Here is a 24,370-nt window from a genome sequence, read left to right on the forward strand (position 1 = left end):
GCGTCACCGGAAGATCCCGGGCTGGCCATCGGGGTCGAGCAGCCCGATCCGCAGCGCGAGCTGGTCGGCGACGAGCTCGACGGTCTGTTCGTGCGGGGTGTCCAGCGAGCGGGTGAACGCCGTCCGGCCGGAGAGCAGCCCCGTGTAGGCCTGGTGGTCGCAGCCGGTGTCGTCCATGAACACGTGGGCGAGTTCGTGCAGCACACAGGCCACACGGGAGCGCTCGGACAGTCCAGGGCGGGTCTCGAGCAGTGCGTGGTCGGCGCGCTGGATGAGCCGCGCGGACAGGTCACCCGGCAGCTCCGTCGTGCGCACGTGGATCGGCTTGCCGAGCGCCGCCTCTGCCCGTGCGGTCAGCTCCGGCAGGGACAGCCGACGGGGGAGTCCGAGGCGCTGCACGCGGCGGCGGGCCGCGGTCTGCCGGCGCAGGGCGTCGAAGCGGTCGCGGTACCCGCTCACGGTGTGCTCCCCGACTCGTCGAGGCGGCGCAGGTGGTCGGTGAAGTCGCGGATCTCGTCCGCCGAGGCGAACTCGCCCAGACGCCGGGTGGCGAACGCGACGACCTCGCGCTTGCGGAGTTCGAGCACGAGCTCCAGCTGCGCCTGCACCCGCTCCGGCACGTCCGTGCTGCCGGCCGCGTCGGTCAGGTACTCCGCCGGGACGCCGAAGTAGGTCGCCAGAGCGGCCAGGAGTCGCTGGTCGCGGACGGCCGGACCGTTGCCACCGAGCATGTAGCCCCAGCGCGGTCGACTCATCGACGCACCCTGCGCCTCGATCTCGGCGGCGATCTCCTTGTACGGGGGACGCTGGCCCGAGTTCGCCTCGACGACGTCCATCAGGAGCTGCAGTTTGCGCGACAGTTCCCGACGGTGCGCGTCGTCGTCGTTGTACTCGATCACGTGACCCCACTCTCACATCTGTCTCAGACATGGTAAAACTGAACCAGCGCGTCGGCCGGTGTCACCACTCTGCCAGGCTCGCGCTCGCTCGTCAGGTCGGCATTTCGATGGGGGGATGCCGAACGGGGGGACGAACGGACGGGAGGCGCGGTGCCAGCTGGCACCGCGCCTCCCGTCCGTCGTGTGGTGCGGACTACGCCTGCACGTCGCCGCGCCAGCCCGGCTGGGTCGGTGCGTTCTCGACGCGCTCCTTGTAGTTCTGCAGGTCCTTCTTCACGGCGTGCCCGCCGACGCCCACGGCGGAGCCGAGCTTCTCGAGGAAGCCGGAGGGCTCCCAGTCGATCTGCACGGTGACGCGGGTCTCGGCGTCGGAGAGCTTGTGGAAGGTGACGACGCCGGCGTGGTCGGTCTCGCCGTCCTTGACGGTCCAAGCGACGCGCTCGTCGGGGTGCTGCTCCGTGATGAGGGCTCGGAACTCGCGCTCCTGGCCGGCGATCTTCACGGTCCAGTCGGTGGTCTTGTCGTCCACCTGGACGATCTTCTCGACCTCGTCGAGGAAGTGCGGGAACTCCTCGAAACGGGTCCACTGGTCGTAGGCCTGGCGGACGGGGACGTTGACGTCGACGGTTTCGATGATCTGAGGCATGCACCGGACGGTAGGCCGATCGACCTGGGTGGCACTCAGCAGCGCTGTCCCCCTGCGGTACCGTCCGGGCGTCGTCGCAGACGGCGTGCGCGTCCGGCGTCGCGCAGTAGTGTGGGGCGGATGACAGAGCACGGGAAGCACGCGTTCCACGAACGCGACGACCACAGGATCCTCGTGCGCCCGGCGCTCGCCTCGGACGTCCCGCACATCCAGCGGCTCATCGCGCCCTACGTCGACCGGCGCATCCTGCTCGGCAAGGAGAACGTCGCGCTGTACGGCTCGATCCAGCAGTTCCGGATCGCCGAGGGGCCCGACGGCACCCCGATCGGGTGCGGCGCGCTCGCGGTGTTCTGGGACGACATCGCCGAGGTCCGCACCCTCGCCCTCGACGAGCAGTGGATCCACAAGCGCGTCGGGCACCGGATGCTCGAAGCGCTGGAGCACGACGCCCGTGAACTCGGCGTCGCCCGGATCTTCTGCCTGACCTTCGAGGTCGACTTCTTCGCGAAGCACGGGTACCTGGAGATCGGCGAGAGCGTGGTCTCACCGGACGTCTACGCCGAACTCGTCCGCTCGTCGGACGAAGGGGTCGCGGAGTTCCTCGACCTCGCGCGGGTCAAGCCGAACACCCTCGGCAACACCCGCATGCTGAAGAACCTCTGACGCTTTCTCGTGCCGCCCGGCGGGGTTGGCGTGCGTCTGCCGTGCCGTTGTCTACCCTGTGCGCATGTCGTCGTTGCGTCACCCCGTCGGGCCCGAGAAGCCGGTCGTCTACTGGCGTCGTCGGGCGCTCGTGCTCGGGGCGCTGCTGGTCGTCGTCCTGGTCGTGGTGCTCATCGTCGTCGGGCGGGGGAGCGGGGCGACTTCGGCGGCGCCGAGTGCGTCGGCCTCTGCCGGTGCCGGTTCCGGTGCGTCGTCTGCCGGGTCTGCCGGTTCCGGATCTGGGTCCTCGCGGTCTGCGGCGCCCAAGCCGGCGGCCTCCGCGTCGGCTTCTGCGTCGAAGCCCGCTGCTGCCGACGGCTCGACCTGCACGAAGGACCAGATCGTCCTGACCCCGGTGCTCGACAAGTCGGCCTACGGCCCCACTGAGGACCCGAAGATCGCGATGTCGATCAAGAACTCCGGCACGAACTCCTGCCACATGGACCTCGGGTCGGCGCAGCAGGTGCTGACGATCAGCTCGGGCCAGGAGCAGTACTGGTCGTCGAAGGACTGCCAGACCGGCGGCACGAACCAGGACGTCACGATCAAGTCCGGTCAGACGCTCACGACCCCGGCGATCGCCTGGGACCGCACCCGCTCGTCCACGTCGACGTGCGACTCGTCACGGCCGGCGGTCACCGCGGGAGGCGCGAGCTACCACCTGCAGGTCGCCGTCGGGAACCTCGAGTCGAAGACCTCGGCGCAGTTCATCCTGCAGTAGCCGGGTTCGCGGTTCCGATCCGTTCCGGCTGTGCCGATGAGGGGTGCCGGAAACAGCAACAGGCCCCGTCGTCCGAAGACGACGGGGCCTGTTCAAGCTGATGTGATCAGCCGAGGACGGTGATGTTCTCCGCCTGCGGGCCCTTGCGGCCCTCGGTGATGTCGAACTCCACCTTCTGGTTCTCCTCGAGCGACTTGTAGCCGTTGCCAGCAATCGCAGAGAAGTGCGCGAAGACGTCAGCGCTGCCGTCGTCCGGGGCGATGAAGCCGAAGCCCTTTTCGTTGTTGAACCACTTGACGGTACCGGTAGATGCCATGATGGCGTTTCCTTAGCTTTCTTGCTTCCGCCAAGGTGCAGATGCACCGACGGAGACCCCGACGTACGTCGACGGGGGTGATGCGCCACGCGGGCAGGTGCCGGCGGGACGGGTTCGGGGTCAGGCCTGTCGGCCAGTGACCCTGGGGCCCGGGTTGAGGGGCAAACCACCTCGCCCGGACGTTGAGCGCCGCCGAAGCGGTTCCATCAGGTTAGCGTGCTCTGGGCCGACTGGCTACCCGTGCGTCACGGAACGACGAAAATCTGGTGGAATTGAGCTGATGGCAGACAAGGAACAGCGCTTCCGGAGTGAACAGCTCGAGGAAGCCCTCGCGAAGCAGGACGTCGCTGCGGTGGCGTTCGCGCTCCGCCACGACATCGTGATCGTCCCCCGGCTCGTCACCGGCAAGAAGGACATGCAGGTGCGGGTGTTCGGCCGTGAGGGGTCGGACAAGCGCATCCTGCTGCTGTTCTCGTCGGCGGACGCCTACACGGCGATGGTGCCGGACGAGAAGATCCGGCAGGTCATGGTCTACGACGGCCCGCGGCTCGAGGAGTTCCTGGCCGCTCACCTCGACATGCTCGAGGGCGTGTTCTTCGACATCGCCGGCCCGCACACCATGCAGGCCGCACCCGAGGACCTGCTGGCCGCTTTGCGCGCGTAGCGCCTCAGAACGCGCGGTCGAGCTCGCGTTCGCGCGGGGACTGCGTCATCGAGAACGCCACGCGCAGGGCCTCGCGCAGGTGCCCGGAGTCCGAACCGAGCACGGTCGTGAACCCGAGGCGGGTGGCCTCGTTCACGCGCTGCTTCGTGCCCGTGGCCGGACGGATCTCGCCGGCGAGACTGATCTCGCCGACGGCCGCGAGCGTGTGCGGGTACGGACGGTCTCGTGCGGCGCTCGCGAGGGCCAGTGCGATCGCCAGGTCGGCACCGGGCTCCGTGAGCTTCATGCCGCCCACCGTGGACACGTAGACGTCGGCGTCGGACAGCTTGAGGCCGGCCCGGCGTTCGAGGACCGCGAGCAGCATCGCGACACGGGAGGCATCGACACCGTTCACGACCCGGCGTGGCTGCGGTGCCGAGCTCGGGACGATGAGCGCCTGCACCTCGACCGGCAGCGCCCGACGCCCCTCGAGCGCGACGGTGACGCAGGTGCCGGACACCGGGGTCGCGTTCTTCGACATGAAGAGGCCGCTCGGGTCGGGGACCTCGTGTATGCCGTCGCCGCCCATGTCGAAGCACCCGACCTCGTCCGTGGGGCCGAAGCGGTTCTTGAGCGCCCGGACGAAGCGCAGGGCGGTCTGCCGGTCGCCCTCGAAGTGGCAGACGACGTCGACCAGGTGCTCGAGCAGCCGCGGGCCGGCGATCGTGCCGTCCTTCGTGACGTGGCCGACGATGAGGACGGGCAGGGCGCGGTCCTTCGCGATGCGGATCAGGGTCGAGGCGACCTCGCGTACCTGGGACGTGCCACCCGCGATGCCGTCGATCGAGCTCGACGAGATGGTCTGCACGGAGTCGGCGATGAGCAGGTCGGGCTGGACCTGGTCGATCTGGCCGATGATGACGCCGAGGTCGACCTCGCTCGCCAGGTACAGGTCGTCGTGCATCGCCCCGGTGCGTTCGGCGCGGAGTCGGACCTGGTCGACGGACTCTTCGGCGCTGACGTAGAGGACGCGCTTGCCCGAGGCTGCGGCTCGGGAGGCGACCTCGAGCAACAGAGTCGACTTGCCGACACCCGGCTCACCGCTCAGCAGGACCGCCGCACCCGGCACCACGCCGCCGCCGAGGACGCGGTCGAACTCGCCGATGCCGGTCTGCCAGCGCTGCACCGAGGTGCCGCGGGCTTCGGTGATCGGGCGCGCGGCCCGGGCGCCGGTGACGGCGACCGCTGACGTGCCCCGGGTGCTCGCCGACGCCGCGGAGCTGTCCTCGACGGTGCCCCACGTCTGGCACTCACCGCACCGGCCGACCCACTTGATGCTGGTCCAGCCGCACTCGGTGCAACGGTAGAGGGACTGCGGGCGCGCCATGTCTTTGAGGCTAGGCCGTACGGCCGACATCACCGGCGTGGTCGCCCGGCTCGTCCGGTCCGCTTGGTTCGTCTGACTCGTCTCGTTCGTCGGGCACCGCGATCGACCCCGTCATGCGGTGGCGGAGGCGCTCGACCGGCCCCGGCCCCTGGCGCGAGGCGTGGTCGAGTGCCTCGGCGCCGTCGGTGTCCTGTTCGGCGCGGGCGTTCGCCACCGCCCCGGCTTCGCGACCGAGGTTCTCGGCCTCGCGCACGGACAGGTAGTGCCGGATCGCTGCCACGGTGTCGACCCGGGCGTCGACCGCCGGCTCGAACGCGCTCGCCCAGACCTCGTACCCGCGGTCGTTCGGGTGGAACAGGTCGCCGTAGCTGTTGAAGAAGGTCCGGCGGACCCCGACGCGCTTCGTGATGGTGTGCAGCGGCGCCACCGTCAGCCCGAACTCGTCGGCCACCCGGTGCACGATCTCGTTCGCCACCGCCACCTTGCGCTCACGGTCCGGCACGAACATGCACGGCAGCTCGGCCACCACGGCGTGCGAGGGGACCGCTCCGTAGATGGCCCGGATGTTCCGCTCGAACTTGTCCGGGTGGAAGTCGGCGATGTCGTTCGCCCCGATCGACACCGTGCAGACGTCGGGCGCGTAGTGCCGGAGCTTCGGCAGCTGATCACGTTTCGCGCCCCACGTGGTCGAACCGGAGACGCTGAGGTTCACCACCCGCACCGACATGTGGGAACGATGCCGGATGCGCCGTGCGAGCAGCCCCACGTAGCCGCGCCCGGGTGCGGTCGCGCCGACGCCCTGTGCTGCCGAGTCACCGATCGCCACGTAGAGCAGCTGCCCCTCGTGCTGCTGGCGTTCGCGCCACCAGTCGGCGTGGATCGGGAGCATGTCGACGACGCGTTGCGCCGCTGCCCGCTGGCCCTTCACGCCGGCGCGGGCACCGACGGCTGCGGCACCGACGACGCCGAGGCTGCCGATGACGGAGGTGAGGAGTGCGATGAGCGTGCGGGATCTCATGCCGTGGACGGTACGCCCGCCGGTCTTGCCGGAAGCGAGGAGGACCTGTGGGTGTGGGGAGAGCCCTGCAGGTGACCGCCTGTGGAGGGCGAGCCGACCCGGGGTGTCATCACGGACCTCCCGGATCGTGTAAACTCTTTCCCGGTACCGTGTCCGAGCGGCCGAAGGATCATGTCTCGAAAACATGTGTGGGGGCAACTCCACCGTGGGTTCAAATCCCACCGGTACCGCCAATGGGTTGATTGCAAGTCTGGTCTCCAGCGTTTGCAGGTCTGACCTAAAGGATGAGCCCCCGGCTTCGGCCGGGGGCTCTTCTAGTTCAGGGCGGCTGTCGCGCGCCTCGTTTCAGCGCTCGTCGACGGATCTGCGGACGTGTGCCTCATCTCTGCCGCCGCTACCGCCCGTTTCCGGGCGCTGCCCCGACCACCGCGGCCCCACGCTCATCGACGTTGTCGGTGTCGGCTCAGCCGCCCTCGCGATCGCCATGGCAGCACTCATCGTGCCCGCGAGCTGAGTCTCGTGCCGGTCCGCCGCATCTACGGGCAACGTGACGAATACCGTGACCGCGCACCCGCTGGATCTCGCTGGGCTGAAGGACCCCAGTATGCCCCTCGTCAGGCTCGTAACACTGAACCGAGCGCGCACAGTCGATGTCCTCAGCCTGCCGGCCGCCGCGCCGGACAGCTACTGGGACACCATCGCTGCGTACGTCAACGAAATGAACGCGACAGTCGTGGCAACAGCGCTCGAACCCACGACTGCACAGGAACCCTGGGCGCAAAAGCACTACAAGCGTGTGCGAACACGTCTCGAGGAACGCGGATGGCGAAGCCGCATCGACGTAATCTCAGAACTCAACATAGGACGAATCCTTGACGCCGATTAGTTCCTCAACGGTTGCAGCCTCTGGTCGCGTATCACCCTCCTAATCCGTCACGCATGGCTCCTCAGGTCTTGGTCCCGCAGTCAACAGCAGGAGTCAGCCGACAGCAACGCCAGGTCGGAGTGGTTTCGCACTCCGGAGCTGCACCACGCTCTTCTGCGCCACCACGCGGCGATACTCGCAAGTGACACCGAAACGCGGACCCACGCCGTCGCAGCAGTGCCATCGTCCCTCGCGGACCTACTTATCCGCGAACTTGAACACCGTGGATGGCACCCCGACTGGGTGTGACGGCACACCCGCGGCCCTTACCCGGGATCTCCTCGGAAACAGTCGTTTGACGTTCGCCCTCGAACCGCCGCGGCCGCCGGGCTAGATCGCCGGAACGGCTCCGCTAATCGTCCGTTCCGCCGGCGCCGGCACGTTGACGTATTGCTTCCGCGGGAACCAGGACACTTCGAGGAGTCGCCCCTCTGGCCGCTGCGGGCTGAGGACGAATCGGGAAGCACCGCCAGGGATCTTGTTCTCGCGAAGCGTTTCGCTGACAAGCACTTTCGCAAGTGATCGGACGACCGCATCGGGAAGGCCCGCATCGCGCAGGACGGCGAGCGGGTCGTCCAGGGTTGTCATGCCGAACGGCGTTGACTGTCCGGAGTGACACAAAGCATCCTGCAACGCGGTCGCGAATGCGTCCTCAGCGGAGACGCCGTTCATGGTGGCGAACATGAATGAGCTGTTCGCACCGGACTGGGATGCGGACAACGTCATCTCGACGACTCGGCTGTTCGTGGACGTGGTGTGCGTGTTGACTGCTGTGACGCGCATCAAACCGGAATCGTGGGGGCTCGCGAACGAGATCGTGTCGCGCCGGTCCGCGTAGCCGTCGAGCAGCTCTGCGACCCGACTGCTTCGCACAGTCGCACGGACCGTGATGTCGCTGCCGTTGCGCGCGATGGACGTCGCTCGGAACGCGGTCTCCCCGACGATCACCCACGGGGTGAGTTCCTCACGGGCGATCGTCTGAAGACGCTTTTCGATCCGCTCCTGCAGTTGGGATGAGCCAGCGTACGACGCGGTGGTGTAGCGGGTGCGCACACCGGCGACGAAGTCCCACTGCTGGCCGTCTGCGTGATCGAAGGGATCCGCGACGAACAAGGCCATGCGCAGGTTCGCGACGTCGGCATGCTGGAACTCTTCGTGCGTCGCCGAGTACCGGCTCGGCAAAGGGACGCCGTACCGGCGCCCGTAGATACCGAGATAGATACTCGACCGGGCGAGGCCGTCCAAGTACGCGGCGTCCGCCGGCACATCCTGCGCCCCAAGCTCGTCCTCGAACATCACTGGCTGCGCGCCGAACGACGTGATCGCTGCCCGAGCTGCGGCGCGTTCGTCGGGCATGTCGCGGATCAGGCTGGACACGAACACCGACTGCTCCGCCGCCCACTGCGCAACATCGCCGGAAGCAGGCGGAACTTCGGCGGCAAGCAGGTCGACGGTCAGAGCGTCTCGGGAAGCCATGGCACCAGTTGAACACGCCGTGCTGACAATCGCAGCGTTCCGGACCAGACGGGTAAATACGGAGCTGTCCCTCGCCTCGCCGGCTACGCGCATAGAGGAGTGGTGGGAACATGCGCGTGATAGGTGTTCAGCGTCCACCAGGACGTAAAATTCGAACTGCGATTCGAACAGGTCGGGCGGCTCGGACGTGGACCTCGTTGACGCTCAACGATGAACAGGAACTTCGGGCGCTGTTTGGCGCGATCGACTACGAGGAGGCAGGAGCGTGAACGAGACTGCTGATAACCTCCCGTTCCTCGATGTCTGTGTCTTCTCGACGCCTCGAGCGTCGGAGATGGACTGGTCCATGGAACAGGCAATATCGACGATGCCGACACATCGTGTCTACGGCGCCGGCATCCGGGTGCACGACGCTGTCGTCGAGGCGCTCCGCTCTACCGAGCCGTCCATCGAGACTGTGCAGTACTACGAAGCAGGCGGGACGGAAGTTCTGCAAGTTGTCCTCCCCGGATCGGACTCAGTTGATGACGTACCCCGCCCGTGGACACGAAACTGGGACGCGTACGGCCTGATCTTCGGCGTCCGCGCTGACGGCTCCGTAATCGCTGATGGCGGATTGACGTCCGACATCACTGTCGGAGACCTCCACCGTGCCGCCTACCGCTTCGGAAACGGGTCGAACACACGTCTCGTCGTCATCGCTCCCATGGGGCTAGGTGACGGCTCCCACGTTCTCGACTTCGGCGCGTTCCTGCTCGACCACGGGGTCGATATCGGCACAGTCGCCTATGGCGCTTGGACCTTCGGACGTAAGCGCTGGCGCAGGCAAGCCACGCTTGGGAAAGTGCGTGCGGCCGTCCAGCGGCTCGAGAGCGGCGGCCTAAGCCAGCCCTGGACAATCCGCCAGTTCGTCGACAGTGAGGACACGTGGCAAGCAGCTGACCTCGCCAAACTGCTCCGGATTCGGCCCGAAAGCGCTCGGCAGGTGCTGCTTGCACTCGGATACGAACGTCGACGCGACGGAGCCTGGGTGACGTCCGAGGCCCGATCGGCACGGAAGCGCCGCCGCAGGTGGGAAGACAGCGAACGTTGGCAGGGATGAGCCGGCCCGAGTCGCCCGTCCTGGCGCAAGGCTGCTGAACTTAGGACGCTTGACTGAGCCGAACCACCGGTACGACCCACGTCCCGTCCTCGTCCCGCCAGCCGCCGGGTTCCGGGCGGACATCCCAGGCAGCGAGCAGCATCGTGACCTTGAGTTCGTCGTCCGGGTGGTGAATGTTCCCGCTGAACCCGATGAGGTCGCCGACCTTATCGCCGGCGCCGGTCGCGTCGGGGTCGAGGCGGAGGCGCCAGACGCGGAGGTGGCGTTCGTAGGTGATGCGGGCGAGGCGGACGGTCATGATGTGGCTCCTAGTGTCGAGGCACCGGCTTCAGTGCTGTAACTCCTACTATCGGCACCGATCAACGGGCCTGAAGGTGGACCCGACCAACGGGATGCACGCGCGGCATCAGAACGGCGGGAGGTTGTCGAGGTTGTTCTTCGTGGTGGTGTCCGCCGTCGTCTCAGGGACGCGTGCCCGCCGGCCGTGCTCCGGACGACGACGTTCGCTCGTTGCGGGCACATCACGTAGAACGTGTTGGTTCCCGACTCGATCGACGTCACCACTTGGGCGACCGTCCACTTCCAGTCTCCGGAGACTCCCACGTGCGTGATGTCTCCATCACGGTCCTTCTCGACGTTCTTGATCTGCGCGTCCGACATGCTCTTCTCCTTTGAAGCTTGAGCGGCCATCGCTCGATGCAGTGGAGATGAGAGTACGTCACACCTCTGACATGCCATCGACGTTCGTTGACGTCCGCGTTATCCCCGGCCCCGCCAGCAGGCGCAGCATGGTGCCTAGGCTTGCAACATGACGGATCCACGAGCGTATTCGGCGGGCACACGAGCTGGACTCTTCGCGCTTGGCAGTGGAACGTGTTACTTTCCCAAGTGCGGCCGGCTGGCTGTGGAGATGGTCGGGGCGGAGCCCGAGATCGCGCTGCAGATCGCGCACATTCACGGAGCGTCCCCCGGATCGGCCCGCTACGACGCTGGCATGACCGACGCGGAACGAGCAAGCTTCTCGAACCTGATTCTGCTCTGCACCCCGCACCACAACGTCGTCGACCGCAGACATCCGGAGGACTACCCCGCCGAGGTTCTCGGAGCGTGGAAGACCGACCACGAGGGGGCGGCAGGGGTGCCGCCATTGCCGATCACCGAAAGCACACTTCTCGACGCCATCCGCGACGCAGTTGAGCACACCAAGCCCCAGCGCGAAGCAACGATCGAGCTCCAAGCGGCGCTACTCACCCCCGAAGGGCCAATCGGCGGACCCTTCCAGGCAATCGCGCAGATGCGCGTCTCGCCGGTCCTGGAACATGCGACACGTCTCCTCGTGACAACTATCCGCAACACCGGCGGTCTCCCCATCGCTGTCGAGGCAGTTGACCTGCACTTCGCGCTCACCGTGACAGCAGGTCAGACCGAACCGGGTGACATGGTCATGTTGGGCAGGAACGACATCGCCGTGATGAACCCCGTTCTCCCGCACCGACTACCTCTCGGTGACGCCATGCACTGGTATCTCAGCGAGAAGACGATCGCCACCCTTCCCGACGGGATCCAATACGCGGGCGCAGACGCGGTCATCCACCATGTGTTCGCCCGGGCTCGCCTCGCTACCGGCGAGACGGTCGACTCGGAGAACGTCTCTTGGACCGATGTCGCTGCGGCCGGGTTCCCCATCCACGGAACAGCAACCCGCCGAGGCCGCGCGGACGCCGCCACCGACGAACCCCCGAAAGACGCCCGTGGATGAGTCGCCGCACGCGCGCCGTGCCCGCGTCGCCGCCTGGTCGTATGAGACGGAGGCGGTCGCGTCCCTGCTGAGCGCCGCCCATGCAGCCCTTCGCGCGCCGACCGCCGACATGGTCATGCTCTGGCCGTTCCTCGTGTCCGCCTCCGCCGCTGTTGAGAAGCTCCTGAAGCTCGCTGCGCTTTCGATGGCGGAGGTCGAGCCAGTGGCTGTTAAGGGTCACGCTACCGGCGCTATCGACGACGCCATCTGGGCGCACGCGCATCGCACCCCGGTGCCCGGCATTGCGCGACACGCTGTCGCGCAGCAGCAACAGAACGAGCACTGGCAGACTCTCCGCGACATGCTCGAGGGCTATGCGCTGGGTCGCCGATTCACCTACCTCGACGAGATCCGAGGCGCACCACAGCACCGCCCGTCGCCCATGCACATGTGGAACGACTTTGAGAACACCATCGTCAACACTTCTCCCGAATTGGGGGCGGCACGTGGACATTTCGCCAACGGGGAAGACGATGGAACAATATTCAACGCCGCACGGCGATCTGCGGTCGCCGCGGTGCTCCACACCTGGACTCATGCGGTGCTCAGCCTCGGTGAAGGTGGGCTCCTCGGGGCCGATGCGGGTGTCTGGTTCGGCCAAGTACGCCTTGGGCTCGAACGCTGAGGACTCGTTCGAGCGCTTGCAGCCCTTGGCCAACAGAGAACCCTGGTCAGGCCGCCCCTGCCCGCTGCTTGAACGGGACGACGATCGCGCCCTCGCCGACGCCCGACATGTCGGACTTTCCGATAGCGTGAGCTTATGGCGACCCATTTTCCGTCCATCGATGGTGTGATCTACACCAGCGTCCGTCACCTTCAGAATGGCGGCAATTCGCACGTGTTCGAGGTGCGGTCCTCTGCGGATGGACGCTTGTACGCGATGAAGCAAATCAAAGCGCGCGATAAAAGCCGGAACATGCGCTTTGAACGAGAAATCGACTTCGGAAAGCGTGCTGCGCATCCGAACGTCGTTACGATTCACGCCTCGACGAAGGAGGGGGGCTACTACTACTGTGTGATGGACCTTTTCCCTGCTACCCTTCGTAACGTTATCGACTCCGAGCGCGACCCCGCGGTTCTCCTCAGCTACCTTATGCAGTTGTTCAACGCCGTCGAGTATATCCACGGCGAAGGTGTCGCGCACCGCGACATCAAACCGGAGAATGTTCTCGTCGACCCGAATGCGCGACACCTCGCACTTGCCGACTTTGGCATTGCCCACTTCAAAGACTCGACCCTGACAAAGCAGAACGATCTGCTCGCGAACCGCAACTACCTGGCCCCAGAGCAGATGCAAGGGCGCGACGCGCGGGAGGTCAACACTGCCGCTGACATTTTTGCGCTCGGGCTGCTTGTCAACGAGGCCTTCACCAAGCAGTACGCGCGAGGGGGTGGCTATCACCGTATCACCCAAGTTCAGCCGTCATTGACGGACCTGGACGAACTCGTCGACAAAATGATGCGGCAAGATCCTGACCGTCGCATCGGCATCCGAGCCGCGAAAGACTGGCTCGAACTCATACGGCTCGACAACGTAACCGAAGAAGTTGTCAGCAACCTCCAAGAGGCCAGCGACGACGAAGTCGAGTTACCCGCTGAGGCAGAGAAGGTTATCGAACAAGCGGCACGGGACATTGTTGCCGCGCAGCAAGTGTTCGAACGCTCGTCCGAGAGACGGCTCGCCCGCTATAACAGTAACTACCACTGCGAAATTGGTTACTCGGCGAGCGAAGAACTGTTCAATACCTGCTTACAGTTCGAGATCTTCAACTTATGCAAAGCCAAGTTCGATTACGAGACGCCCGCTGAATTTGACGCTACAGGCACGCCTGCCGGCTACGCGACCTCCACATCCGACCAGATCACCGCACTGCAGGAGGTTCTCCGCGCCTTCCCTATGCCGCCTGGGTCACGATGGTCGTGGCTGCCGCGACGCAGCGCCCACTACTTCCGATTCTGCAAGGATTACCACGCTGCTGAGCTACTGGAGCGCATTGCAACCCTCGTGCCGAACTCCGATGAGGGAAGCCGTGGGGCGTTGGCAGAGGACATCGTCGCTGTTCCGATTTTATGGCTGACGAAGAGGGTCCGCGACTACCTCAACCTTGATGGCGGCAGCCTGAGCGAGGGCGACCTCCGTCACATCCGGTTCGATTTGAACGTCGTGATCGACTGGGGCTCAAGTGATCTTGCCGATAGCGAGCGACGCAGCATCGGTGAACTACTATTCAACGAACAAGCAATCCCCGCACCCGTTGATGACGTGCTTGACCGACTGGCAATGGCCTGGAACGCGTCATACGCCGTGCTCGACGAGGGGCGATACGCCATTTTCTTCCGATCAGACGTGGACTACGAACGGTTCGCCACGCATTCTCGTGAGATTGCGGCCCCACACTACGTCTTCGAGGGGGACGTCCTCGAGCTGCTTCGCCCGGCCGTCGCTCGCGGAGGCATCACCGAACTACGCTGGGATGAAAGCTTTGATCTCGCAGTCACAGCGGCGAAGGTGGTGGGGCTTCGCCCAATCCTCGCGCCCTGACCGGTCGTTAACACATCGTGGCCGTTATGACATACGGGAGACTGGAAGTCGCAGGTCGAACCGGTATCCGCTGGATCATTCTTGAAGCGGTTAGATTCACCCGGTCGAGGAAGACCTGTGCAACTAGCGGCCCAAGGCCCGCGAGAGCTTGAACTGGAAGACACATCGGAAGAGGTCCAGGCTGACCGTGAAGATCGCGGAGTTCGCTGGCATGAGCTCCGTGCAAGGGCCAAGCAGGTCACTGGTCACCAACAAGATCGTCGCCGAGCGGAGCCCGTGCCTCGTCCTGCTCAACAGTGGACTCACGAGGCCGCCGGGATCACTCGGGTGCTCGGATATGCCCTCCAGAGTGCGGTCTCCGAGCGCGTCGCGACGATCCGAGCCGCCGCCGAACGGTCCTTCCGTGCTTAGGTGACAGCCTTGCTGACCAGGGCTTACTCCGAAAAGGGGAATCTAGGAGCAGGGTCAGGGGAAACTCAGTCAGCGACGCCGCGCACCGGGTCCTGCATCCGCTCAACAGCAGGGGTCATCCAGACTTGCAAATGACCCGCCACAGAAACCCCCCGTTTACGCGGGGGTTTCTTGTTTCTGGGAGTGACCGTGGTGCGCCTTTGGTGCACTCTCCGGAGCGCACGACTCCGCACGATGGCTGCTTCCTCCTCGGCAGCATGATCAGCCCGAGTTCGTCCGCATCGTCACGATCGCAGTCGGGCTTCCGGGCGCACGGCAGTGCACCTCGGGGTGGAGGTCCGGTGCTGCTGGCGGAGCCGAGGTCGGACGGGCACCGGCCTGGCACAAGTGAAGTGGTCGTCCGCATGGAGAGTGGCGGCGGGAGTGGGCCAGGGCGGCCTGCGCGAAGATGCCTGCAGCCTGCGGCTCGCAGAGACCTGAGTATTGCTAGTCTCTCGCTGTGGCTAAAGTGCTGAATCCAGACCGGGTGATCCAAGACTTCCAGAGCAGGCTTACCGACGCGCAGGACCGTTATGAGGAGGTCTACCGTGCGGTTGGGGAAAGCGGATCGGAGAAGAACCTCTCTCTTCGGAAGGGGTTGACGACCGACCTCGCCTTCCGTATAGGTACGGAATGGGAACTGTTTCAGCATCGCTGGCACATCGCCGCGATCTCAAAGCAACCGGCACGGTTTATAAAGCTGCAGCAGGATGCTCTTGACGCGGCTATGAAGAAGAACCCAGAGATTCAGCACATCATCAATGCGGTATCTCCCGGCGTGGCAGCGGTCCCTAGTCGCCTTAATGTTGAGCAGATCGACTCCCTCATTGATCCCGATGGGTACAACGTCACGTTCAGTGACCCGAACGCTTGGGCTGAAAAAGCGGCAAAACATCTATCTCAGGACTACGCTCGCAAAGTGCATGATGTTGTGGGGGATCCGGAAGCTCATTGTGTGCTGATCCTTGCTAAGTCGGTTCGCAACGTCATCGCTCATGGGAGCGCTCTCAGCCGGGAGGAGTTCAACCGAGCTGTGCGCGCGGCTGAAGACGACCGGTCGCCGGGGTTGAAGGGGGCGCGAAACGAACCATTGTCGAGGGGTGGAGAACGGGACGTCTCTAATCCGGCGGTCTACTTGCACGCGTGGATCAGTGATCACGGGATGCGCCGTGTCGGATACCTCGCCGCTCGGCTTCACACGATTGCGGACCAGTTGCGAGTCGAAGCAGTTGACGATGACGCCTGAGGCATGGTGGAGCGGGTTCGTCGAGAAGGTCCTTGATCCGGCGACCACGGTCGATGTCTTCGGACAGCTCCTTGCCACTGCAGTGTCCTTAATGGGCGCCGTATGGCTCTTTCGGACGCAGTTGCGACATGACCGCAAGGCTCGGCAACACACCCTTCGGGCAGAGGACGCGCGACGTCTAGCCGACCGGATCGCTTGTGTCGGGCCCACGCTTCACGGTAGTTCCGAAATGCTTGGGCAGTATCTGCTCAATCATCGACGGCCGCCGTTCGCTGAACTCACCGAGGAGATTCGGCGCCACGGATTGTCGCTTCGTATCGGTTTTGACGCTCATCCGATACGCCGCCGACTGACTGAACTGACGACTCTTTGGCGTGTGGCAAACGGTGCGAAAGCAGATTTGAAGCTTCTACCGGCGGAATCCGTCGGATACGCGGTGCGTGCGCTTCTCGCCGACACGGTTGATGCCTTGGAACAAGCTGCAGATGAACTTCGGTATTGGGACGGAGTCTCGTCGGTTGCGCCGTGCCCTCCGGCGGCTTTGGAAGGACTAATGCCGCCAGATAGCGATCTCGAGGCTCGTGAGAAGTGGCGAACCGAACGCCGGCGTGCCGTCGTGGAAATCGCGCATCGGCGAGCAGGTGTGGAAATGGCGCCGCCTGTTTGCGAGAGCGGTTCCTGAGAGTGGGGACACGCCTCGACGATCTGGTCTAGCGAACGCGTTGGTTCTCGCTACTGCTGACGAAGGTCTTGTCGTCGTGCCGTCGGTGAGACGTCGTCGAGAGTGTTGTGTCGTCGTCGAGCACGCCGGTTTCGCCACATCCCCGAACCAATTTCCCACACCTCGGCCAAGGAGCCGAAGTAGTGCTCCCGCCCAGGGGTGCCAGCGAGGCGACGCACGCGATTACGTTTTACCATCCGGTCGACGAGCAGTGCGGTCACTGCGACGAGACCAAGGGCAAGCAGCAGCGATGCGCCACCCATGATCCGGAGTGCAAACTTGTCCGGTTCATCATCCGCTTCGTGAGCACCGATCAGACCCATGGCACCGAAGGCTGTGAAGAGGACGAAGTATGCGGGAACGGTGACACGGGCGAAGTCGATGCCGACGGGAGCCGGGTTCTGTTGCACGTACGCCGCCGCGTTCTCGCGGACGATTCGACTCAGTTCACTGCGCAACTCGTCATCGTCATCGGCGGTGACGAAACGAGAGCCAGCGGAATGAGCTGATGGCAGTGCATCAATACTTGCCAGTAGGGTCGATGCTCCGTCCGCCCGTTCGACGTGGCGTCGCGCTCCGGAGGCTCGGACGGAGGTGACCGTGCTGACCAGTCCTCCGATCACGCCCAGCACGCCGATTGCGGTCGAGGTAAGGGTCGCTCCGTCAGGCATTGCGTTCAACTGGCTGCGTTCCGGCAAGGGGCAGATCTATTTGGGGGAAGGGTCGCATCTGGACATCCTGCCCGGCCCCTCCGACACACGCGGCGGACCGAGAGCGGTGCGCGCGTGAGAACCTCAGACGACAACGCGGAAGCGGTCGGAGGAAGGTATGACGCATTAGTGTCCCACCCATTTGCGCCAGTACGCGGCATTTTTGAGAACCGTGAAACGGCTTCCCAGCAACGCGACGAAGAGCCCCCGGTTCCGACCGGGGCTCTTCTCGTTCTTCAACGCCGTTCGTTCCCGAGTCGCTCAGCCGTAGATCGAGTCCGGGATCTCCGGGCAGGCGGTGACGAGCTCGTAGTACCGGGACTGCGGCAGATCGACCGACCGGTACGGCGACCACGCCCCGTCGCTGTCGACGAACTCCTGCTCGCTCGGGCCATGCTCCACCGGGATGCGGTGGTCCTGCAGGCACTTCGTGAGCTCGCCCGTGGAGTAGCGGTAGAGCCACTCCAGCTGTGACTCGTTGAAGGCTGTCTGGTACTTCGCGGCCATGGGGTACTCGGCCCCGCACGTGTACTCAGCGACCGCGAACGGCTCGGACTGCGCCTCCGGCACCTGTCCGGAGGAAAGGCTCGCGTCGGGCATCGCCTTCGCCTGCGGGAACCCCGCCGCGGTCATGCACCGTTCCTGCGTCGGGGCCCAGTCGGCGTGCGAGACGGTCCGGACGCGGCCGACTGCCGGCCGCTCGATCCCTGGATGGCGAGACTCGACCAGCTGCCATGCCTGGTCGGCGCTCGCGTCGAGGATGGTCTCCGCCCGCGCTGCGCTCATCGCATCGGGCTGCGGCCCAGAGGCACCCCCAGGCGCGGCACATGCGGACAACCCGGTGACCACGGCGAGGCAGACCACGCCCGCCGCTGCAGTGAGGAGCTGATGGTCTCGTCGTCGCAAGGGTCCCCCAAAGAGTTGCGATCGTCAGAACTGCCGGTTCGCCACATCCGCCCGGTGCGACACCGCCAGTATGTCCCGCAGCCGCTCCGCGGGCAACGGCGCTCCCGGATCCGCCAGGTAGTCCGCCGCGAACCCCTCGGCACTCGCCGCGTAGATCCCCGTGTACGCCCCGGACTCCGGCTCGAAGCGCCACGACTCGGCCAGGGTCCCGGCGTCCACGGTGTCGAACCCGAGCAGCTGCACGAGCTCGGCGACCACAGCCTTGGCCTGCTCGTCGTCGCCCGCGATCGGCAGCGCCGTGCGGGGCGTGGAGCCGGCGAGGTTCGGGATGTGGTGCGCGACGATGTTGTTGAACGCCTTGACGATCCGCGTGCCGGGCAGGAGCGTCTGCTCGTACTCCGCCGTGGTCGTCGCGAGGCTGTCGAGCTGCTCGATCCGGCTGTCGCGGCCGGGGTAGTAGTTGCCCGTCGACAGCACGGTCCGCCCGGCGAAGGCGTCGAGGTCGGGGGCGAGTGCCGGGTAGGCGGTGAGCGGGATCGCGAGGACGGGCACGTCGCCGAACTCGACGGCCTGGCGCACGGTGCCGGCCTGTGCCCGCGGGCCGAGCTCGGCGACGAGGTCCTGCAACGACTCGGGGCCGCGCGAGTTCGCGATGAGGACGTCGAGGTCGGCGGCGACGGCCAGGCGTGCGATCGCGGTGCCGATGGCGCCGCTGCCGATGATGCCGATGCGGTTCATGTGGTGCCCTTCCAGAGAGGTGGATGTCAAGGGAGGATCGGGGCTTCCCAGCCGCGCCGCGACAGGGCGGAGAGCGCGGCGTACGACGAGTCGTCGGCCAGCGCGGCACCCCGGACCCAGCTGGTCGCCAACGCGGCGAGGAACAGGTCCCGCGCGCGGACGTCGGCGCGCGCACGGCCGGAACGCTGGGCGGCGCGGAGGAACTCGTCCGTGGTGGTGATGAACCCCTGGCACGTCAGGGCGAGCGGCGACGAGTCGGACGAGGCGGCGGCGCGGAGTGGTTCGGGCAGCCCGTCGAATGTGCCGGCCCACTCGGTGACCGCGTCGAGCCAGCCGTGCAGGGCGTCGCCGGTGTCCGCGGAGCCAACGCGCAGCGCTTCGCGACGGGCCACCAGGTGTTCGTCGCGCGCGGCGAGGAGCTCGGCGAGCAGGGCCTCACGTGTGGGGAAGTGTCGGTACAGGGTGCCGGCGCCGACGCCGGCCTGCTTGGCGATCGCGTCGAGCGAGCCGGTCACGCCGTGTTCGGCGAACGCGCGCTCGGCGACCCGCAGGATGTGGTCCCGGTTCCGCAGCGCGTCGGCGCGCGCGGGACGCGGGGAGTGCAGTGAACGCGGCGCGCGCCCGGCGGGGGCGGTCTGCTCGGGCACGGCGGGCCTCCAGGCTGCGGCTCAGGAACCGGAGAAGCTCTCCGGGGTCACCACAGTACAGGAGACAGTCTCCGTTTCCACCCTGCAGCGCGACGCCCAGGCGTCAGTGCTCCTCGGCAGCCTCCGCCGCGTCCGCCAGGTCGTCCCGCGAGTTCGCGTGGATCGGCTCGCTGTGCCCGAAGGTCTTGGCAGCCGCCCGCAGCCGCGCGACGAAGTCCCCGTCGTCGAGCTCCAGCTCGTCCTCGTCCGCGTCCTCGATGACGATCTCGCTCGCGGGTCCGATCAGGATCTTCGTGGTGGTCATCGTCCCGTCGTCGGCGACGGCCGGCACCTCCACGGTGTCGGCCCGGTCACCCCCGGCGAGGGCCGCGGCGTACTCGATCACGGCGTCGGCGACGTCGTCACCGACCAGGATCGTGGTGGCGTCGTAGTGGATGTGCTTCATCGCGGACTCCTTCCCGGGCCCATCCAAACGCGCGGCGCGGGAACCGGCTTCAGGATGACCGCTGTGCGCGGTGGTCCGGTTCCGGGGACTCCAGGGCGTTCCACACGTCGCCCCAGATCAGCTCGAAGTCGACGGGCCGGATGCGGTCGGCTCGGAGCGCCTGCTCCAGGATCGACAGTGCGTCCAGGGAGCCGGTGAGCAGCCGCTCGTCGCCGTGGACCTCGCGGCGGCCGTCGCCCAGGAACGTCGTCACGGTGACGGACCGCACCCGTGGTCGCAGCGCGCGGGTGGCGCGGGCGAGGACCGCGAAGCCGCCGCCGTAGACGAGCAGCGCGGTGGTCGTGCCGACGGCGGGGACCGAGACGGCGAGCACCAGTGCGGCGAGGGCGACGACCGCCCCGACGGCCGGCCAGACGTGCCAGGCACGCAGCAGCAGGCGCTCGCCGGCGTTCGCGCCGGGCGGGAACACGACGAGGGTCCGCGAGCTCCACAGGGTCCGCCCGACGGGCCGGACCGTGTACCGGCCCCACAGGTGGGTGCCGTCGAGCAGCCGGGTGCGGACCGGCAGCGCCGTGGTCATCGATCGACCGGGGCGGGTTCCGCGCGCACCGGCGCGAGTTCCGCCCGGACCGGCTCGACGACGTCGCGGTGCCGGACGGTCGCCAGGCACGGGAAGCAGACCAGGTCGCCTTCGCGGACGTCGGCGGGCAACGGAGCCGGGAGGCGGTGGAACGGACCGTCGGCCCGACCGTCACAGCGGGTGACGACGTACATCGGGGAGAGGGGAGCGGTGCTCCGGCGTCCGATCAGGCGCACCTGGTCGAGCACGGCGCAGGTCGGCAGGACCGCGTCGAGTTCCAGGAGCACCACCCCGGTGCGCGGTCGCCGCACACGGGTGACCGCCGCGACGGCGACGCTCACGTCGCGAGGTGCCCAGCCGCGCGGGCGGTACCGGGGCGGGGACTGCTCGGCGGTGTGCACGGTCGGGGTGCCGGTGAGGTCGGCGAGCCGGACCATCGAGATCGCCGAGACCAGCAGGTCGTCGGTGGTCGCGACGGTGTGTGCCGGCCAGAGGAACGGGTCCATCGGATCGGGGAGCGACGCGCGGAGCGTCGGCATGATCGCAGTCAGTGTCACGACCACACGCTCTCGCGGGCTCGAACGGCGCGGAAGGCCTCCTGACGGAACCCCTACGGCCGACGGCGGAGTCCTGACGGAGCGCTCACCGGCGAGTGGCCGAGCGGAGTGCCGCGGTCCACCCGAGGGAGATCACGCCGGCACCGATCAGGGTCTTCACCACACCACCGAGGACGAACGGGTACAGCCCGTAGTGCAGGGTCTGCTGCAGGTCGAGGCCGAGTGCCACCGCGAGCCAGGCCATCCCGGCGACGAAGGTGACGACGGTGCCGAGGGCGAAGGACAGCAGCGCGTTCCGCAGCGGGCGGTCGCCGAAGCGTTCGGCGACCCAGCCGACCAGGGCCGCGGCGGCGACGAAGCCGACGATGTACCCGCCCGAGGGGCCGACGAGCACGCCGACCCCGGCCGAACCGTCCGCGAAGACCGGCAGCCCGACGACACCGAGCAGTGCGTAGACGAGCATCGACAGGGCACCGCGACGGGCACCGAGGGCGCTGCCGACGAGCAGCACGGCCAGGGTCTGCCCGGTGATCGGGACGGGCCAGATCGGCACGGACACCTGCGCGGCACCGGCGGTCAGCAGTGCGCCGCCGAGGACCAGGGCGGTGCTGACGACGGCGGTGCGGGGGAGCAGTGCGTCGGCGAGCGGACGGTGTGCGGCGGGGGTGATCGTGGTCATGGTGACTCCTTGCAGAGGGGAGAGGGAGGGTCAGACCGCGACGGCGGCCAGCAGGGACTCGGCGTCGCGTCGGGCCTCGGCCACGGCGGCGGTGTCGAGGCCGCAGGCGCGCAGGCAGGTCGCGACGAGGGCGTCGCGGTCGGCGTCCTGCACGGGGCCGGACCGTCGGAGCTGGATGACGGTCTCGGTGATCTGGATGAGCACGGCACCGAGGCGCGACGGCGAGACCCCGGCGGCGACGTCCGGGGTGGCAGCGCGCGAGCCGAGGCGCCCGTAGGCCTCCTGCAGTTCGACGCGCTCGGCCCGGAACCCGTCGTAGCGCTCGCCCTGCACCTCGGGCAGCAGGTACAACGTGCCGATGTTGTGCGGCGTGCGGGCGAGGGTGTCCACGTCGGCGACGACCAGCGCGGCGAGGGCACCGGCTGCCGAGGCCGACTCCGGCACGAGCTGCTCGAGGCCGCGGACCAGCTCGAGGCTCGGGCGCACCGAGGTCGTGAGCAGCTCGACGAGCATGTCGTCCTTGCCGGCGAAGTGGTAGTACAGCGAGGCCTGCCGGATCCCGACCCGTTCGGCGATCGCCCGGGTCGAGGTCGCGCTGATGCCGTTCTCGACGAACAGCGCGGCGGCGGCGTCGAGGATCTGGTCGCGCGGGCTCAGCGCGGAGTCGGCGTTCGGCACGACCCGCGGTCGGCCGGGGCGCACGGGCCGGTCGTCGGGGGACATGCCCCCATCCTGACAGCCGGTGTCCGTCACGACTGCTCCCGGTACGCGCGCCAACCGCCGTGGTGGGTGATGTCCTCGGCCCCCTGGACCGCGAACGGCTCGACCAGGAACCCGGTGACCTCGGTGCCGTCGTCGAGCGACACGGTGCCGATCGCCATCGGTGCCGGCAGAGCCGCGACGAAGGTGCCGAAGCCGGCGGCGGGCAGGCGCCAGACCTCCCCGACGATGCCCGAGCCCGAACCCGAGCCCGAACCCGAGTCCGACCCCGAACCCGGCGCAGCAGCGCCGGACGCGACCGGACCCACGCGGACCAACCCGGGCTTGGGCGGCACCGTGTCGAGGGCGTACAGCCGGTAGTCGGACGCGGTGCGGGCCTCCCGGACGAACGATCCGCCGGACGCGACCAGCTGCCCGTTCAGCGGCTGACCGCGCAGGTGCGCCCCGACGACCAGCAGGTCGACGGTCGGGGCGGCGAACGCCGCCGCCAACGCCGCCAGGCGCCGGTCGGTGAACGCCGGGCCGGTGAGCATCACGCCGAACGGCAGGCCGTCGACGAAGCCGGCGGGCACGGCGAGCGACGCCATGTCGAGCAGGTTGGCGAAGTTCGTGTACCGACCCATCCGGCTGTTCGCGCCGATCGGGTCGGCCGCGACCTGCTCGAGCGTCGGGTGCCACGTCGTCGTCGGCGTGAGCAGTGCCGTGGTGCCCTCGAGTGCTGCGCGACCCGCTGCCCCGAACGCGTCGAGCCGTTCCTGGTCGGCGAAGAGCTCCGCGGCGGTCGGTCGTGCGCCACCGAGCACGATCGCGGCGACCGACGGGTCGAGGTCGGCACCGACCTCGTCGTGGTGGGCCTCGATGTGGGCGCCCACTGCTGCGTACCGCTCCGCGACGAACGCGCCGTCGTAGAGCAGCGACGCGGCGTCGAGCAGGGGTGCGATGTCGACCTCGACCACCTGGTGTCCGAGCGCACGGAACCGGTCGACGGCAGCGGCGAACGCCTCGGCCCAGCCGGGCGCGAGCCCCTCGAGCTGCGACGGCAGCGGCACCGCGATGCGCGGGACGGCGGGCAGGTCGGCGAGGGCGAGGTCGGGCCGCGCGAGCGGGTCGACGCCGTCCGGACCGGCCATCAGCTCCGCCGCCGTGCGCGCCAGATCGAGCGACCGGGCGAACACCGTGACGCAGTCCTGCGAGCGACAGGCGGGGACGACCCCGGTGTTCGGCACGAGCCCCTTCGTCGGCTTCACCCCGACCAGGTTGCCGAGCGCGGCGGGCACCCGGCCGGAACCGGCGGTGTCGGTGCCGAGTGCGAAGTCGACGATGCCCAGGGCGACCGCCGTGGCGGAACCGCTCGACGAGCCGCCGGAGATCCGCGTCGGGTCCCAGGCGTTCCGGACCGCCCCGAAGGGCGAGCGGGTGCCGACCAGGCCGGTGGCGAACTGGTCGAGGTTCGTCTTGCCGACGACGACGGCGCCGGCGGCGCGGAGCCGGGCGACGGCGGTGGCGTCGGTGGCGGGGTCGTGGGCGTAGGAGCGGGCGGCTGCGGTGGTGGGCAGGCCGGCGACGTCGATGTTGTCCTTCACGGCGAACAGCAGGCCGGCCAGGGGCAGCGTCGGGTCGACGGCTTCGGCCTCGGCCAGCACGTCGGCACGGTCGCGCAGGGTGATCCAGACCTCCGGGCGGTCGACGGCGTCGATGCGGGCGAAGGCGTCGCGGACGCGGGTCGCGGCGGACGTCGTGGCGGCCGCGGTGGCGGCGGCGGCGCTCGCCACGGTGCTCGCCACGCCGCTCACGCT

28 protein-coding genes and 1 tRNA gene are annotated in these 24,370 nt (G+C 67.5%); 10 read left to right on the plus strand and 19 right to left on the minus strand.

All coding sequences use genetic code 11. The annotated features are described in order from the left end of the window. Positions 1–3: 3 nt before the first annotated feature. From Q9R26_RS16360 to Q9R26_RS16370, 3 genes are all read right to left on the minus strand, one after another. Complete coding sequence (locus tag Q9R26_RS16360; protein ID WP_262139774.1) at positions 4–459, minus strand: hypothetical protein; 456 nt, start codon at positions 457–459, stop codon at positions 4–6. Further along, positions 456–899 carry a hypothetical protein gene (locus Q9R26_RS16365; RefSeq protein WP_182064275.1) on the minus strand — a complete coding sequence of 148 codons (444 nt, stop codon included), beginning with the start codon at positions 897–899 and terminating at the stop codon, positions 456–458. Before Q9R26_RS16365 ends, Q9R26_RS16360 begins: the two co-directional genes overlap by 4 nt. 193 nt (positions 900–1,092) lie before the next feature. Next, complete coding sequence (locus Q9R26_RS16370; protein WP_182064276.1) at positions 1,093–1,545, minus strand: SRPBCC family protein; 453 nt, start codon at positions 1,543–1,545, stop codon at positions 1,093–1,095. Positions 1,546–1,665: 120 nt separating this feature from the next. Between Q9R26_RS16370 and Q9R26_RS16375 the strand changes: the two genes are divergently transcribed. Both Q9R26_RS16375 and Q9R26_RS16380 read left to right on the plus strand, forming a co-directional pair. After that, a complete protein-coding gene (locus Q9R26_RS16375; protein WP_311227909.1) occupies positions 1,666–2,208 on the plus strand; it encodes an amino-acid N-acetyltransferase in 543 nt (180 codons plus the stop codon). A gap of 64 nt (positions 2,209–2,272) precedes the next feature. Next, complete coding sequence (locus Q9R26_RS16380) at positions 2,273–2,968, plus strand: hypothetical protein (protein WP_311227910.1); 696 nt, start codon at positions 2,273–2,275, stop codon at positions 2,966–2,968. A 106-nt stretch (positions 2,969–3,074) separates the two neighbouring features. Here the strand turns inward: Q9R26_RS16380 and Q9R26_RS16385 are convergent, their stop codons facing one another. Next, on the minus strand, positions 3,075–3,284 hold the full coding sequence (locus Q9R26_RS16385; RefSeq protein ID WP_017887662.1) for a cold-shock protein: 210 nt from the start codon (positions 3,282–3,284) through the stop codon (positions 3,075–3,077). Positions 3,285–3,564: 280 nt separating this feature from the next. Between Q9R26_RS16385 and Q9R26_RS16390 the strand changes: the two genes are divergently transcribed. After that, positions 3,565–3,948: an SseB family protein gene (locus Q9R26_RS16390; RefSeq protein ID WP_182064278.1), complete on the plus strand. Its 384-nt coding sequence runs from the start codon at positions 3,565–3,567 to the stop codon at positions 3,946–3,948. 4 nt (positions 3,949–3,952) lie between these two features. On the opposite strand, the gene radA is transcribed toward Q9R26_RS16390, so the two are convergent. Beyond that, positions 3,953–5,314 carry a DNA repair protein RadA gene (gene radA, locus Q9R26_RS16395; protein WP_027467076.1) on the minus strand — a complete coding sequence of 454 codons (1,362 nt, stop codon included), beginning with the start codon at positions 5,312–5,314 and terminating at the stop codon, positions 3,953–3,955. 10 nt (positions 5,315–5,324) lie between these two features. Next, positions 5,325–6,332: an SGNH/GDSL hydrolase family protein gene (locus Q9R26_RS16400; RefSeq protein ID WP_182064280.1), complete on the minus strand. Its 1,008-nt coding sequence runs from the start codon at positions 6,330–6,332 to the stop codon at positions 5,325–5,327. A gap of 143 nt (positions 6,333–6,475) precedes the next feature. Between Q9R26_RS16400 and Q9R26_RS16405 the strand changes: the two genes are divergently transcribed. Beyond that, positions 6,476–6,565, plus strand: a tRNA-Ser gene (locus tag Q9R26_RS16405). A gap of 1,022 nt (positions 6,566–7,587) precedes the next feature. On the opposite strand, the gene Q9R26_RS16410 is transcribed toward Q9R26_RS16405, so the two are convergent. Continuing rightward, positions 7,588–8,733, minus strand: coding sequence for a DUF4062 domain-containing protein (locus Q9R26_RS16410; RefSeq protein WP_311227911.1), 1,146 nt, complete (start codon positions 8,731–8,733; stop codon positions 7,588–7,590). A gap of 265 nt (positions 8,734–8,998) precedes the next feature. On the opposite strand from Q9R26_RS16410, the gene Q9R26_RS16415 reads away from it, so the two are divergent. Continuing rightward, the gene (locus tag Q9R26_RS16415) at positions 8,999–9,835 is read left to right on the plus strand and encodes a hypothetical protein (RefSeq protein WP_311227912.1); all 837 of its coding nucleotides are present in this window, start codon (positions 8,999–9,001) and stop codon (positions 9,833–9,835) included. 40 nt (positions 9,836–9,875) lie between these two features. On the opposite strand, the gene Q9R26_RS16420 is transcribed toward Q9R26_RS16415, so the two are convergent. Together Q9R26_RS16420 and Q9R26_RS18655 are read right to left on the minus strand one after the other, a co-directional pair. Continuing rightward, entirely contained in the window at positions 9,876–10,133 is a 258-nt protein-coding gene (locus Q9R26_RS16420; RefSeq protein WP_311227913.1) for a hypothetical protein, read from the minus strand. Continuing rightward, positions 10,130–10,573, minus strand: a complete 444-nt coding sequence (locus Q9R26_RS18655; protein WP_396136839.1) for a DUF3892 domain-containing protein — start codon at positions 10,571–10,573, stop codon at positions 10,130–10,132. Before Q9R26_RS18655 ends, Q9R26_RS16420 begins: the two co-directional genes overlap by 4 nt. 70 nt (positions 10,574–10,643) lie before the next feature. On the opposite strand from Q9R26_RS18655, the gene Q9R26_RS16425 reads away from it, so the two are divergent. From Q9R26_RS16425 to Q9R26_RS16445, 5 genes are all read left to right on the plus strand, one after another. Continuing rightward, positions 10,644–11,594, plus strand: a complete 951-nt coding sequence (locus Q9R26_RS16425) for a hypothetical protein (RefSeq protein WP_311227914.1) — start codon at positions 10,644–10,646, stop codon at positions 11,592–11,594. Next, positions 11,587–12,258: a hypothetical protein gene (locus tag Q9R26_RS16430; RefSeq protein WP_311227915.1), complete on the plus strand. Its 672-nt coding sequence runs from the start codon at positions 11,587–11,589 to the stop codon at positions 12,256–12,258. Before Q9R26_RS16425 ends, Q9R26_RS16430 begins: the two co-directional genes overlap by 8 nt. Before the next feature lie 135 nt (positions 12,259–12,393). Continuing rightward, positions 12,394–14,175: a serine/threonine-protein kinase gene (locus Q9R26_RS16435; protein WP_311227916.1), complete on the plus strand. Its 1,782-nt coding sequence runs from the start codon at positions 12,394–12,396 to the stop codon at positions 14,173–14,175. A gap of 910 nt (positions 14,176–15,085) precedes the next feature. Beyond that, complete coding sequence (locus Q9R26_RS16440; RefSeq protein WP_214524432.1) at positions 15,086–15,871, plus strand: hypothetical protein; 786 nt, start codon at positions 15,086–15,088, stop codon at positions 15,869–15,871. After that, complete coding sequence (locus Q9R26_RS16445) at positions 15,861–16,553, plus strand: hypothetical protein (protein ID WP_311227917.1); 693 nt, start codon at positions 15,861–15,863, stop codon at positions 16,551–16,553. Before Q9R26_RS16440 ends, Q9R26_RS16445 begins: the two co-directional genes overlap by 11 nt. 50 nt (positions 16,554–16,603) lie before the next feature. Here Q9R26_RS16445 and Q9R26_RS16450 read toward each other — a convergent pair whose 3' ends face one another. From Q9R26_RS16450 to atzF, 10 genes are all read right to left on the minus strand, one after another. After that, positions 16,604–17,290 carry a hypothetical protein gene (locus tag Q9R26_RS16450; protein WP_311227918.1) on the minus strand — a complete coding sequence of 229 codons (687 nt, stop codon included), beginning with the start codon at positions 17,288–17,290 and terminating at the stop codon, positions 16,604–16,606. A 273-nt stretch (positions 17,291–17,563) separates the two neighbouring features. Next, positions 17,564–18,088: a hypothetical protein gene (locus Q9R26_RS16455; protein ID WP_311227919.1), complete on the minus strand. Its 525-nt coding sequence runs from the start codon at positions 18,086–18,088 to the stop codon at positions 17,564–17,566. Between the two features lie 144 nt (positions 18,089–18,232). After that, positions 18,233–18,946, minus strand: a complete 714-nt coding sequence (locus Q9R26_RS16460; protein WP_311227920.1) for an NAD(P)-binding domain-containing protein — start codon at positions 18,944–18,946, stop codon at positions 18,233–18,235. A gap of 26 nt (positions 18,947–18,972) precedes the next feature. Next, positions 18,973–19,593 (minus strand): TetR/AcrR family transcriptional regulator, encoded by a 621-nt coding sequence (locus Q9R26_RS16465; protein ID WP_259578444.1) that lies wholly within the window; start codon positions 19,591–19,593, stop codon positions 18,973–18,975. Positions 19,594–19,696: 103 nt separating this feature from the next. Further along, complete coding sequence (locus Q9R26_RS16470) at positions 19,697–20,038, minus strand: hypothetical protein (protein WP_182064291.1); 342 nt, start codon at positions 20,036–20,038, stop codon at positions 19,697–19,699. A 49-nt stretch (positions 20,039–20,087) separates the two neighbouring features. After that, on the minus strand, positions 20,088–20,618 hold the full coding sequence (locus Q9R26_RS16475; protein WP_182064292.1) for a DUF6611 family protein: 531 nt from the start codon (positions 20,616–20,618) through the stop codon (positions 20,088–20,090). Next, positions 20,615–21,175 carry a hypothetical protein gene (locus Q9R26_RS16480; RefSeq protein WP_311227921.1) on the minus strand — a complete coding sequence of 187 codons (561 nt, stop codon included), beginning with the start codon at positions 21,173–21,175 and terminating at the stop codon, positions 20,615–20,617. The genes Q9R26_RS16475 and Q9R26_RS16480 overlap by 4 nt, the downstream gene beginning before the upstream one ends. A gap of 85 nt (positions 21,176–21,260) precedes the next feature. Further along, positions 21,261–21,854 carry a biotin transporter BioY gene (locus tag Q9R26_RS16485; RefSeq protein WP_311227922.1) on the minus strand — a complete coding sequence of 198 codons (594 nt, stop codon included), beginning with the start codon at positions 21,852–21,854 and terminating at the stop codon, positions 21,261–21,263. Between the two features lie 30 nt (positions 21,855–21,884). Beyond that, a complete protein-coding gene (locus Q9R26_RS16490) occupies positions 21,885–22,577 on the minus strand; it encodes a TetR/AcrR family transcriptional regulator (protein ID WP_111233199.1) in 693 nt (230 codons plus the stop codon). A gap of 26 nt (positions 22,578–22,603) precedes the next feature. After that, positions 22,604–24,358, minus strand: coding sequence for an allophanate hydrolase (atzF, locus tag Q9R26_RS16495; RefSeq protein WP_311227923.1), 1,755 nt, complete (start codon positions 24,356–24,358; stop codon positions 22,604–22,606). Positions 24,359–24,370: the final 12 nt, after the last annotated feature.

It is taken from the genome of Curtobacterium sp. BRB10 (assembly GCF_031844325.1).
GTDB classification, from domain to species: Bacteria; Actinomycetota; Actinomycetes; order Actinomycetales; family Microbacteriaceae; genus Curtobacterium; species Curtobacterium poinsettiae_A.

What these genes read in the sequence shown, in the direction of transcription:
- Q9R26_RS16370 (WP_182064276.1), bottom strand. Translation starts at nt 1,545, where the DNA reads ATGCCTCAGATCATCGAAACCGTCGACGTCAACGTCCCCGTCCGCCAG.
- Q9R26_RS16375 (WP_311227909.1), top strand. Translation starts at nt 1,666, where the DNA reads ATGACAGAGCACGGGAAGCACGCGTTCCACGAACGCGACGACCACAGG.
- Q9R26_RS16380 (WP_311227910.1), top strand. Translation starts at nt 2,273, where the DNA reads ATGTCGTCGTTGCGTCACCCCGTCGGGCCCGAGAAGCCGGTCGTCTAC.
- Q9R26_RS16385 (WP_017887662.1), bottom strand. Translation starts at nt 3,284, where the DNA reads ATGGCATCTACCGGTACCGTCAAGTGGTTCAACAACGAAAAGGGCTTC.
- Q9R26_RS16390 (WP_182064278.1), top strand. Translation starts at nt 3,565, where the DNA reads ATGGCAGACAAGGAACAGCGCTTCCGGAGTGAACAGCTCGAGGAAGCC.
- radA (WP_027467076.1), bottom strand. Translation starts at nt 5,314, where the DNA reads ATGGCGCGCCCGCAGTCCCTCTACCGTTGCACCGAGTGCGGCTGGACC.
- Q9R26_RS16400 (WP_182064280.1), bottom strand. Translation starts at nt 6,332, where the DNA reads ATGAGATCCCGCACGCTCATCGCACTCCTCACCTCCGTCATCGGCAGC.
- Q9R26_RS16410 (WP_311227911.1), bottom strand. Translation starts at nt 8,733, where the DNA reads ATGGCTTCCCGAGACGCTCTGACCGTCGACCTGCTTGCCGCCGAAGTT.
- Q9R26_RS16420 (WP_311227913.1), bottom strand. Translation starts at nt 10,133, where the DNA reads ATGACCGTCCGCCTCGCCCGCATCACCTACGAACGCCACCTCCGCGTC.
- Q9R26_RS18655 (WP_396136839.1), bottom strand. Translation starts at nt 10,573, where the DNA reads ATGGCATGTCAGAGGTGTGACGTACTCTCATCTCCACTGCATCGAGCG.
- Q9R26_RS16425 (WP_311227914.1), top strand. Translation starts at nt 10,644, where the DNA reads ATGACGGATCCACGAGCGTATTCGGCGGGCACACGAGCTGGACTCTTC.
- Q9R26_RS16435 (WP_311227916.1), top strand. Translation starts at nt 12,394, where the DNA reads ATGGCGACCCATTTTCCGTCCATCGATGGTGTGATCTACACCAGCGTC.
- Q9R26_RS16445 (WP_311227917.1), top strand. Translation starts at nt 15,861, where the DNA reads ATGACGCCTGAGGCATGGTGGAGCGGGTTCGTCGAGAAGGTCCTTGAT.
- Q9R26_RS16455 (WP_311227919.1), bottom strand. Translation starts at nt 18,088, where the DNA reads ATGAGCGCAGCGCGGGCGGAGACCATCCTCGACGCGAGCGCCGACCAG.
- Q9R26_RS16460 (WP_311227920.1), bottom strand. Translation starts at nt 18,946, where the DNA reads ATGAACCGCATCGGCATCATCGGCAGCGGCGCCATCGGCACCGCGATC.
- Q9R26_RS16470 (WP_182064291.1), bottom strand. Translation starts at nt 20,038, where the DNA reads ATGAAGCACATCCACTACGACGCCACCACGATCCTGGTCGGTGACGAC.
- Q9R26_RS16475 (WP_182064292.1), bottom strand. Translation starts at nt 20,618, where the DNA reads ATGACCACGGCGCTGCCGGTCCGCACCCGGCTGCTCGACGGCACCCAC.
- Q9R26_RS16485 (WP_311227922.1), bottom strand. Translation starts at nt 21,854, where the DNA reads ATGACCACGATCACCCCCGCCGCACACCGTCCGCTCGCCGACGCACTG.
- Q9R26_RS16490 (WP_111233199.1), bottom strand. Translation starts at nt 22,577, where the DNA reads ATGTCCCCCGACGACCGGCCCGTGCGCCCCGGCCGACCGCGGGTCGTG.